Source organism: Streptococcus sp. 27098_8_91, assembly GCF_041432385.1.
Classification (GTDB): domain Bacteria; phylum Bacillota; class Bacilli; order Lactobacillales; family Streptococcaceae; genus Streptococcus.
Genome location: NZ_JAPVZN010000002.1, coordinates 93,666 through 105,086, shown reverse-complemented (window position 1 = coordinate 105,086; position 11,421 = coordinate 93,666). Strand labels below are relative to the sequence as shown.

The window sequence follows — 11,421 nt, the reverse complement described above, 5'->3', positions numbered from 1 at the left end:
TTATGTCTTAGAGTTGCGCTTCTAATTCGCGATAGAGTTTGGCACGTTTTTCGCTGGCATCAATATTCAACACAAAGGCGATAGCTACTGATAGGACCAAAAGACTGTTTCCACCTTGCGATAGGAAGGGGAAGGTTACCCCTGTTGAAGGGATCAAGCCTGATATACCGCCAATGTTAACAAATACCTGTATTAGAATCATTCCACCAATACCAATTGCCACCATAGAGTTGAAAGGATCTCTCGCTCGAATACCAACCAAAATAATACGAAGAATCAAGAAGAATAGAAGAGCCAAAATAAGACTAGCTCCTACAAATCCAAACTCCTCTATCACAATCGAAAAGACAAAGTCTGTATGAGCTTCTGGTAGATAACCTCGTTTTTCAATGGAATTTCCTAATCCAAGACCAAACCAGCCACCGTTAACCATTGCATAGTAAGAATTAGCCAACTGATGTCCAGATCCTGCTAGGTCATTAAAGGGGTTGAAAAAAGCACTGAAACGCTTGGCAACATAACCAAATACGGGAATTTTAGAGAATTTCTCAACACCGATAAAGCGAATGGCTGTTAAGGAAATCATAGAGACACCAGCTAGTAAGCCAAGAATAGTTGTGAACCATCGATAAGCTATTCCACTGATGGTATACATGAGCAAGGATACTAAAATCAAGATGGTTGCATTTCCAAGGTCAGGGAAGATTGCCAAACTACCAATCATGACCAAGAGGACAAAACGCCAATCATTAAAGGCTCTTGGCAACCACTGATTGAGGGTTAAAACTTGGAAGTCATAAACTGCTATCTCATCTTGTTGTTTTGAAAAACGCTGAGCCAAGTACCAAATGATAATAATCTTTAGATACTCTGCTGGTTGAATCGTGATGGGACCAACCTTGATCCAGCCATATGCTCCATTGATGGGACTACCTATTAACCGTGCCAGAGCTAGGAGTATCAGCTCGACAAACATAACGATAAAGAGCAACCGCTCATTACGAAGAAATCCTAATTTTAATTTATAGATTAAGGCTATTAAGAATAAACTGGCTATCCAGAAAATTCCCTGATTTCGCACTAGATATAATGCACTTTTCCCCTCCTGAATAAGGGTCGCACTAGTTGTCGAATAAACTACTATCAATCCTAAAACGGATAACAGTAAATAAGGAATCAAAATGGAATAATTCAGCAGGTGCCTTTTACTTATTTTCATATGTCACCTATCTTTCGGAAAAATATTTTTATTTTCCCTTATTATTTCTAGTTTTACATGCTATTATACCATTTTTTAGCCTAGAAAAAAACTCTTACAGTATAAACATTCGAATTTTACTCAAATATAGCATAAAAAGGGCAGTAACGCCCTTTCTATTTTATCTATATTTTCGTTTTCCTGCTAAAGCAAGTAGTCCAATACTTGCACCAAGCACTGCTAAGAGATTCGATTCTTTCGTTCCAGTATTTGGAAGTTGTTTCTCAGGTTCTGATTTTGCATTTGTAGCTTGTGCAGGCGCTTGATAAGTTTTATCGTCTTTAGTTCCTACAGTCACTTTCTCTGCTTTGTAATTAACCACATTCCCACGACCGTCTACCACTGGTACTGGTTGGTAACCTGCTTTTTCTAGCTCTTTACGTTTTTCGTCTGCAAGTGCAGCCAAGCGTTTTGCTTCTGCTTCTTCAAACTTAGTTTTAGCAGTTTCATAAGCAAACTTGGCTTGGTCTGCTGCAAGGCTCTTAGTTTCATAATCTAGTTTAGCTTCGTTTTGTGCTTTGTAAGCATCTTTAAGCTCAGTTTCAGCTTTTTCAAGCTCTGCTTTCGCTTCGTTCAAACGAGTATGCGCACCTTTAAGGTCTGCAAGTTCTTTTTCGGCTTGTTTAACTTCTTTTTGTGCATCTTGAAGGGCTTTCTTAGCAAGAGATACCGCTTGAGCTTTGCTTGTTGCAATCGCTTCAAGCTCTTTCATCTTATCTTCTTCTGCTTTAAGAGCTTCTTGTGCAGTTTTAAGAACTTGCTCAGCGTCTTTCAATTTTGCTTGCGCATTTGTAAGAGCTTCTTCTTTTGCAGACTGTGTAATAGTCAAATTATTGACAAGAGCGTTAGCGTTAGAAAGAGTTACTACTGCCATATCATGACGGTCTTTTGCTTCATCAAAAGCCTTTTGGGCATTCGCAAGTGGACTTTCACCTTTCTTCAAGGCAGTCAGATTAGCTTCAGCATTTGTAAGAGCAATTTTCGCATCTGATTCTGCTTTTGTTTTTGCTTCAAAAGTAGCTTGTGTGTTATCACGAGCAGTCATAGCATCAGCAAGTGCTTGACGAGCTTCGCTCAATTTACGCTCAATGACTCCATCGCTAAGTGGGTTTGCAATAGGTGTTTTATCCCATTTAGAGTCCTTTACTTCTTCATTACGAATAGCAGTCAAGAAGTGAGTAGTGTAAAAGTCGTCTGTTTTACTTTGTGCTACACCACCGAAGTAGATAGTTTCATTTGCGTGAGTAAATTGGAGGATACCATTAGTGTGAGCATAGTCTCCTTTAGTGGAAACTAGCATGATAAGGTCGTTATACAACTGCTCTTTCATTTCGCCAAGAGTTTTACGATAAACTCCGTCAGCATCGTCAAAATCATGGAAAACATAAGTAGTTACAGTATTTTCATAATATTGTTCACCCTTGTTTTCTTCCTCTGCATCTGTTGTAGGCATACCATATTCTTTGGCAACTTTGTTAACACCTTTAGCATAGTGACCGACACCACCTTTAGCGTAATAGCTTTCCTTCATAGCATTAGAGAAGTTCACTTTCAAATATTCTTTTGCAATCTTATCAGCAAACTCAAAAGAAGTTTTTGAAAGAACAACATCTGAAAGCCCAAGTTGGCGGCGCATTTGGTTAATAAGGTCAACCACATAGTAGTTCAACTCATCTTTAATCGCTTGTGGGAGATTGTTAATATCGTAGCGAGTTTTATCGGCTTGGTCGGCTTTGCTTGGAACGTATTTGTTGAGTTTCTTGTGTTCTACTTGTGAACCAACAATACGGTCATAAATTTCATCACTCTTAGCGTTACGCTCTTCTTCAGTCATTTCGACACCTTCATCGATTTGACGAAGGAACGCCATTTTATCTTTCACTGCTTGAATGAAAGCGGGTGAAAGGGTAATGGTTTGTTTCTTAGAGCTATCTTGAAGTGCGTCAAGCACAGATACCGCTTGGTTGTAAGTAGCCAGAGCGTTATCACGATTAGTTTTGGCAGTTTTAGCTTCGTTTTCAGTACGCTCTACATCTTGTGTAGTAGTTTTAACAGTAGTTTCTGCTTTTTTGAGTTGGTCAGCAAGCTCACCGTCCAACTTCTTAGCTTCATCAAGAGCTACTTGTGCATCTTCTTGTGCTTGTTTGCTTGTAGCTTCTTCTTTAATCGCTGCGTCTTGCTTCTCTTTAGCATCAGCAAGACCAACACCCTTCAAAGCATCCTCTGCATTTTTAACGGCTGCTTTAGCATCAGTAACTCCATTTTGCGCTTGAGTCACTTCTGCTTGCTTAGTACCAACAGTTTTACCCTGAATAGCGACATTACGGTCAGCATCATCTTGTTCAGTTTGTGCAGAAGATACCGCTTGTTCAGCAGTTGGAACACTTGCTTTAGCAGTTTCTACTTTCTTCTCAGCACCTTGGATAACCTCAGGAGTTGCTTTGTCCGCAATCTTTTGAGCATCGTCTTTAGCTTGGTTCAAGTCAGCGACTTTCTTTTCTGCTTTACCAGAAGTTTCATTAGCTTGATCCAAAACCTCTTTTGCCTTATCTGCATCTTCTTGGGTTTGTTTAGCAGTAGCACCAAGTTCAGCAACGTCTTCCTTAGTAGGAGTTTTCACTTCTACTGGTTTTGGTGCTTCTTTCTCTACCAAAGCTGGTTCAGTTTTAGCATCAGTAATGTTAAACGCTGGCTCAGTTTGAGCAGTACGAACACCACCTGCATTATCTACATTGGGTTCAGCTACCTCATTTGCACTTACAGTTGTTGCAAGGCACGTTGCTGCTATGGCAGTCAAAGCAATCAATTCTTTTTTCATAGGTTTCCCCTTTTTATTTTTTTATACCTTCATTATACCACAATATACAACTTTTTAAAGTCATTTTATTAAAATGTAACTATTTAAAGTCTAAAAAATGCAGTCGTTTGACTGTATCATGTAAGTAGCGAGGTACTACATGGTCAAAAATAAAAGTAATTTGCAAGACTACATTTCTAAACGCATCCGTTTACTCAGAATAGAAAGAGGATATACCCAAGAACAATTAGAGGAAATGGCTGACTTAGGAACAAATTATGTTTACAAATTAGAAAATCTATCAACAAACTTAAAGATTCAAACTCTAGAAAAAGTCATGGAAGCATTAGAAGTAGATTTAGACACTTTCTTTGATATCCAACTGAAAGAAGAAGACCCCAAAATATCCCGTCTGATTGACGAATTGAAACTTCTTCCTACAGAACAAAGATCTCGTGTACTAGATGCACTACTGCTAATTCTGAAAGAAGTCCAATAGAAAAAAACTATCTACTTTCTAAAAAAGAAAGATAGATAGTTTTTTTATTAGTTTGAGGCGCTACTGCTGCTGTCAGAAGTTGTTTCGCCTTTGATGTATTGTGTAAAGATATTTTGGAAGGCCTGGTCTTTAACTTTAATGTTGGCATCTTGTAATTCTTTACTAATAACACCTTGAACAAAGGTTGCATCATTTTGTTTTTGAGTCAAAATGATTGTTTTAAGTTTTTCTTTATAATCATCCAAGTTTGAAGATTTTTCTGACTTCTTCGTTAACTTAACAATGTAGAAACTACTTGTATAAGCTTGAGTTCCTGGAGCAGTGATAACATCTGAAATTCCGTTGACATCAAGAGCAAAAGCTGCTTTCTTAACTACATCTGGTAATTCTGTTGATGCAGAGTCAAAAGTAATTTCTCCACCATTTTCTTTTGTCTTTTCGTCTGTAGAATTGTCTTTTGCAAGTTGTGCAAAGTCAGCTCCAGACTCTTTTGCTTTGGCAAGAACTTCCTTAGCCTTATCTTCACTGTCAAGTTTAATAATTTGAGCCGTTACTTCTGGAGTATACTCTTCAAAAGCTTTTTTGTAGTTTTCATCTGTTAATTCAGCTTCAGCAGCTTTCTTAACAGCATACTCAACTAATTTACTTGTACGAATTTGAGCTTTACGGCTTTCTGCAGTCATACCTGAACGGGCGAGAATCGTTTGATAGCTATCACCGTATTTCTTTTGTTCTTCTGCAACTGCATCATCTACTTCTTTATCACTTACTTCTGAACCATATTGTTTTTCAAAAACTTTTTGAATGGTCATATTCAGCAAGACTTGTTGAGCAGTAGCATTATTTTTGACTTCTTCAAAGAATTGATGCTCAGTAATAACATCGCCTTTCATGCTAATCAAGTCAGTTCCTTCAGAACTGTTTGAACAAGCAGCCAAAGTAGCTACTGACAACAATGTGATGGCTCCTGCCATTAGTTTTTTCTTCATGTTTACTCCTTTTGTATACTAAATAAAGGTTTACCTTATCTATTTTACCAAATTGTCTTAAAAATATCTGAAATCAATCAATATCAGGCAGTTCTACTTCTGCTTGATTCTTTCTTAGCATGAGAATCCCATCTCCAAGAGGAACCAAAGTAGCGGTTAATCCTGGATTGTCCAAAGTCGCATCAAATAATCTTTGCAAGCCACGATAAATCGTCCGTTGTCCACGTCGGACTTCCATAATATCCCTCGCAATATCTCCTCCTTGGAAAATATCATCCAAGACAATGACTCCACCTACTTCGAGGTGTTTGAGGATTTCTGGTAGAAAGACGATGTATTTGGACTTGGCAGAATCCATAAATACAAAATCATAGGTCTCAGTCAACGTTGACAGGACATCTACCGCATCACCTTCTAAGAGAGTGATTTGTTTGCGGCTATCAAATTTTGCAAAATTTTCTTTGGCAAAACCAATCATCTCAGGATTTCGGTCAATAGTGGTGATTTTTGACTTGGGTGAATGCTCTGCCATTAAAAGTGCTGAAAATCCAATAGCCGTACCGATCTCTAAAATGTTTTTTGGTTGAATGGTTTCCATAAGGAAACGAAAATAAGCGACGGTTTCATGAGGAATGATGGGAATATTTTCCTTGCGAGCGAACTTCTCTAATTCCTTGAGTGAGCCAGTCACTTGCTTTTGTCTGTGGCGCATAAACTCAACAATCTCATGCTTGACAACAGGACGACGCATATTGTGATTGGCATTTTTGCTATAAGACTTTACCATCTGCCTTATGCCAATCCTAATTTTTCAACAAGAGCTTCAAACTCATCTAAACGACGTTCAAAGACAGCAAAGGCATCGTTGAGGTAGTCTTCCTTCTCCATATCAACGCCTGCTTTTCTCATGACATTAAGTGGATAGTCTGACTTCCCTGCTTTGAGGTAATCGATATAGCGATCACGATCTTCTTGGCTACCATGAACAATCTTTTCAGCCAAGGCTGAAGCTGCTGCAAAGCCTGTTGAATATTGATACACATAGTAGTTGTAGTAGAAATGTGGAATACGGGCCCATTCATATTGAATTTCAGGATTGTCTTCTTTACTCAAACCATAGTATGCTTCATTCAAGTCGGCATAAAGCTCATTTAAGAATTCACTGGTCAAGACTTCACCATTTTGGTCGGCTTGGTGGATGGCATGCTCAAATTCAGCAAACTGAGTTTGACGGAAGACTGTACCACGGAAACCATCTAGGAAGTTGTTTAAGATTGCAAAGCGTGTTGCATCATCTTGAACTTCTTGCAATAATTTTTCTGTCAGGATGTTTTCATTAGTAGTTGAAGCAATTTCTGCTAAGAAAATCGAATAGTCTCCATAAACGTATGGCTGGGTTTCACGAGTATAGCTAGAGTGCATACTGTGTCCAGTTTCATGGACAAGAGTAAAGAGATTATCTAGATTGTCCTGCCAGTTAAGAAGCATGAAGGCATTTGTATCGTATGATCCACCTGAATATGCACCTGAACGCTTGCCTTGGTTTTCATAGACATCAATCCAACGTTCGCTAAAGGCACGTTTAACTCGACTCAAGTAATCATCACCAAGAACTGCCAAAGCTTCTTCTGCCTTCTTTAAGGCTTCCTCGTAAGTAAAGCTGTAGTCTACTGAAGAAAGTGGTGTATAGACATCATACATCTTGAGGTCTGGAATACCCAAGATTTTTGAACGTAGTGCAAGATAACGATGCAAGAGTGGCAAGTGTTTGCGAACTGCTGACACTAGATTGTCATAGACACTTTCTGGTACAAAGTTAGCCGCAAGAGCAGCCTGACGAGCACTCTCATAATTGCGAACTTTAGCACGGTAGTTTTGGACTTTGACATTGGTCTGTAGAGTCTTAGCATAGGTGTGCTGGAACTGCTCGTAAGTCGCATAAAGTGCTTCATAGGCACAACGACGTACTTCTCGATTTTTTGATTCCATCAAACGTACGTAGGTTCCGTGAGAGAGCTGCACTTCATTATCTTCGTCATCCAAAACGTAAGGGAAAGTAAGGTCAGCATTGTCTAGGATAGCAAAGGTTTCACTTGCCGACCCAAAGATTTCACTGGCTCCTGCAAGCAATTCTTCTTCACGCTGTGAAAGAACATGATCTTTCTTTTGTAAGAGCTGATCAAAAAAGTGTTTATAGAGCTCAAGTTTAGGTTCAGCAGACAAGAAAGCAGTCATTTGTTCCTCAGTAATCTCCATAAACTCTGGCTCGTAGAAAGAAAGTGCCTGATCAAGCTGGCTATAAAGCGTCATAGCCTTAGCATAGTATTCTTGATACTTAGCTTCGCGGGTGTCTTGGTCATTTTTCATATGCGCATAGACATAAAGCTTCTCCAACTGGCGCTCTAACTCTAGAGAACGTTCAGTAATTTCAAGCAAGCTCTGAGCACTGTCTAAAAGATGACCTACATATTGGTCAACTGTTTCCACTTCCTCTGACAGTTGGTTGAGGGCATCTTCCCAAGCCTGATCAGTAGCAAAGATCGTTGATAGATCCCATTTGTCTTTTTCATTTATTTCATTTCGTTGTAATACCATAAGATTCCTCCATCCTTTCTATTTTACCACATTTTTTAAGAAATATTGCTGATAAAAAGCTGGGGGATAGAGCTTTTGTAACTCTGTTTGAGGATTTTTTTGATAATAAATTCGAAAGTTACGATAATAATCACTAATATCCTGTTTAATTTGACAAAAAGATCCGTTTTCTATCGGCCTTACTTGAGGATACCAGTCCTGATTCTTCAGATTCAAAAGGTTCTCCCCTCTCAAGTAGGCCTTGGCTTGTTGCTTCATCCAATAGGGATTTTGATAGTAGAGTTGTTTTTGAATATACTGACAAATGTTCTTATCTTGTTCGACCGAAAAAGTGCTAAGATTTTGTTGCTGATAAGGAGTCCGTAATATTTCTAGAAGATTTCCTTTGTCATAAGAAAATTCCTTGACTTGATAATGGAGTTTCCCTTTCAAATCTTGATGAAGGAGGTACTTGAGTCTCAAAACCTGTTTTTTATGGTCTAACTCCCAAATATGAAAGCCCATGTTATTACTAAAGTAAAGAAAATCTCTCTGAAGTTGAGTTAGTCGCTCTTTTATCCATAGTTTTTCTCCAAGTAACCACAAAACTTGAATCCCGAGACTTCGATAACCATTGCTTCTCTCCCTTAAAAGTTCACAAGAAATGGGACTACACTGAATTTCTAGAGCTAGTTGCTTGTTGATAAAGATATCAGCAATCTGCTTCAGTTCAGGTATAGGATATTCCATCTCTACTTCAGCATCTTTCTTAACCCAATTAAAAAGTGCCACCTTATTTTCCAAATGTTCTGGTCCTTCATTTTCATGAAAAAAATCACATTTTTTGAGACTTTCATGCGCAAAATGCCTTCTCACATTTTTTCCTTTTCTCATGCGAACACTTGTTCCACAAGCTGGACAATAATAATCTTGTTTGACTAGTTCATCCTCCAAGGCATTGACTAGGCGCCCGTTTTTATCTCTAGCTAAAAACATAAAACCTCCTTTTCTACTTTATTCGAAAAGAATAAGAAAAAGGCTGAGAAAAACAGCCTCATGGATTATTTAACGAATTAATAGAGGAATCTTATCCCCTTTTTCTTTTTAATTTCTTTTCCAACATCGGAATGATGTTAGAAATCTGATCATTTTTTATGACCAAGACTCCGTATTCATGGCAACGATTGATGTATACTGGATTTATTTTCCCAGAACAAACAATTAGTTTTAGACAACTTTCCCCGGCAAAATGGGTGGCATAAAGTTCTAATTCATTTATAGCCTCTACTGATAAGTCTGTCATTTTACAGGAAATAAAAACAATGGACCTACCTTTACGAAGGACAACATCAATCTCATTTTGTACATTATCAGCCTCAGGGAAAATACCATTCCAATCAATTTCAGCCCCTATCATACATTCATCAAAATACTCTGACTCTAGCGCTAGAAGGTAAAGATAGAGTTCTAAAATATGGCCTTTGCTCCGACAAAGCAGTTGGGCCTCGGGGGTAGAAAAAGTATAACTAACGTGTTTAGAAGTTTCCTCTTCAATATGGAGCAAGCCAGCATCTGTTAATAAGGAAATGATAGATTTAGGGTAATAATAACGTTTCCCATTATTCTCTAGCACTTTTCCTGTTTCAGAATGAATATTACTCGTCTTTGCCAGCGCAAAAAATTGTGTTACTTTTAACCACTCTTCAGGATTTGTAAGGGCAAAATTTGCCAGTTTTTTGATAGCAGCAATCTGTTTAGGCGTATGGAAAGGTTGCTTGGACTTTAGTAGTTTACCACCACGTAGGGCAATCAACTGCTGGATGGTTAGAGTTGGGACCACCAGGTTCTTTTTCTCCAATTTCCCAAGCTTCCAGTCATACTGTAGACCATGGTCAACATCCATTGCAAGAAGTGGTATATTTCTCTCCAAAGCATACTGATAAAGAACCATTGCTAATAGATTATCTCCGCCAAAAACATCGATGGTCACTGAATCATAGTTAGTCAAGAAAAGATTCAAATCATCCGTAATCTTATCTAGACTTATTTGCCGAAAATGCACTTGTTTTACATGGGAAACTTGATCCAGCAAAAAATGTTTCAAGGCCAATCTTTCATCTTCTGTAATTTTTTTCAAGGAGAGAAATAAAACCTCATCACAATCACAAATAAAAGTCTGATAAACATTTTTCTCGATAGTGTGATGATCAAAAAGTTCGACTAAAAGACTAGGCATATCGCTACCTCCCTATTAAAAATTTGCTAGTTGTATGGAAAATTTAAAATTTCTTATTATAAACTTCATAGAAATATGGGTTAAGAGATTGTCTTAAGCATTTTCTACACATCTAGTATAGCATAATTCAGTTGATTGGCCCTCAAGTCTTTATATGAAAAAACGAATAGAAATGGATAGCTATTCGTTTTAAGATTTTTATTTTACTTTTTTAGCCAGCATTGTTGCAAAACGTAGTTGGATACGATTTCCGTTTTCATCACGACGGTGCAAATGACCAGGATTTTCATTATACTTCACTAACTCCCAGTCCTGGTAGTAATTTGCTAATTCCCCCTCTTTAAAGGTAAAGGGAAAATTAACTGAACATGGATAATCTTCCGTATCCATGGCACAAACAATCAAATTGTAGCCACCGATAGAGGTTTGTTCCTGCATGTTTCGGATAATAGCAGGAATACGTTCTGCTTGTAAAAACATGAGCACAACCGTTGATACGATAAAATCGTAACTTTGTACAATGCTAGCTGAATTGATATCGTAGAGACCGACAGGCATTTCAAAGTCTTCTTGCTCCACAATGCTTTGCAAGATTTCAAGGGATAACTCATTTTGGTCCACTGCTGTGACATCAAATCCATGTTGAGCGAGAAAGAGTGCATTTCTTCCTTGACCACAACCCAAATCTAGTGCCTTACATGGTTTGACCGTCTGCATAGCTTCTAAGACTTCCGAATGAACTGGATTGGTATTGTATTTCTTAGGGAAATAATCTTCTAGTTTACAATAGAATTCCAAGTACCATTCCACATCTTCTGTGGCAGCTTCTACTCTGTGCCAAGCTTGAGGTTGTGCCATAGGATTATCAGCACCTGCTTCAAAAAAGTGCTCGGCTAAAACTTCCCCGTCTTCAGTCAACTCAATAAACTTTAGAGTCCCTTTTAATACGGTAATCTTGCCCCAGGTTCCGACCTTAGTATTGTGTTTTTTTTGAACAACTTCTGGCATGGTGTCTTTATTCCAGACAGGCATGCGTTTGTAGGCAACTAGTTTTTCCATTTCCTTCAC

At 38.2% G+C, this 11,421-nt stretch carries 9 protein-coding genes; 1 reads left to right on the top strand and 8 read right to left on the bottom strand.

What is annotated here, in order from left to right; all coding sequences use genetic code 11:
* Positions 1 to 7: 7 nt before the first annotated feature.
* Together ftsW and O3611_RS02365 are read right to left on the bottom strand one after the other, a co-directional pair.
* Positions 8 to 1,219, bottom strand: a complete 1,212-nt coding sequence (ftsW, locus tag O3611_RS02370) for a cell division peptidoglycan polymerase FtsW (RefSeq protein ID WP_281334969.1) — start codon at positions 1,217 to 1,219, stop codon at positions 8 to 10.
* A 160-nt stretch (positions 1,220 to 1,379) separates the two neighbouring features.
* Positions 1,380 to 4,076, bottom strand: a complete 2,697-nt coding sequence (locus O3611_RS02365; RefSeq protein ID WP_371607687.1) for an SEC10/PgrA surface exclusion domain-containing protein — start codon at positions 4,074 to 4,076, stop codon at positions 1,380 to 1,382.
* Between the two features lie 139 nt (positions 4,077 to 4,215).
* Here O3611_RS02365 and O3611_RS02360 point away from each other — a divergent pair, with 139 nt between their 5' ends.
* Complete coding sequence (locus tag O3611_RS02360) at positions 4,216 to 4,554, top strand: helix-turn-helix domain-containing protein (protein WP_153224722.1); 339 nt, start codon at positions 4,216 to 4,218, stop codon at positions 4,552 to 4,554.
* A gap of 47 nt (positions 4,555 to 4,601) precedes the next feature.
* On the opposite strand, the gene prsA is transcribed toward O3611_RS02360, so the two are convergent.
* From prsA to tehB, 6 genes are all read right to left on the bottom strand, one after another.
* Entirely contained in the window at positions 4,602 to 5,543 is a 942-nt protein-coding gene (gene prsA / locus O3611_RS02355; protein WP_000728085.1) for a peptidylprolyl isomerase PrsA, read from the bottom strand.
* 73 nt (positions 5,544 to 5,616) lie between these two features.
* Entirely contained in the window at positions 5,617 to 6,330 is a 714-nt protein-coding gene (locus tag O3611_RS02350) for an O-methyltransferase (RefSeq protein ID WP_371607686.1), read from the bottom strand.
* 5 nt (positions 6,331 to 6,335) lie between these two features.
* On the bottom strand, positions 6,336 to 8,138 hold the full coding sequence (pepF, locus tag O3611_RS02345) for an oligoendopeptidase F (protein WP_371607685.1): 1,803 nt from the start codon (positions 8,136 to 8,138) through the stop codon (positions 6,336 to 6,338).
* An 18-nt stretch (positions 8,139 to 8,156) separates the two neighbouring features.
* Entirely contained in the window at positions 8,157 to 9,113 is a 957-nt protein-coding gene (locus O3611_RS02340; RefSeq protein WP_075231645.1) for a competence protein CoiA, read from the bottom strand.
* Between the two features lie 91 nt (positions 9,114 to 9,204).
* Positions 9,205 to 10,353, bottom strand: coding sequence for a hypothetical protein (locus tag O3611_RS02335; RefSeq protein WP_371607684.1), 1,149 nt, complete (start codon positions 10,351 to 10,353; stop codon positions 9,205 to 9,207).
* 198 nt (positions 10,354 to 10,551) lie between these two features.
* Complete coding sequence (gene tehB / locus O3611_RS02330; protein ID WP_371607683.1) at positions 10,552 to 11,412, bottom strand: SAM-dependent methyltransferase TehB; 861 nt, start codon at positions 11,410 to 11,412, stop codon at positions 10,552 to 10,554.
* Between the last annotated feature and the right edge of the window lie 9 nt (positions 11,413 to 11,421).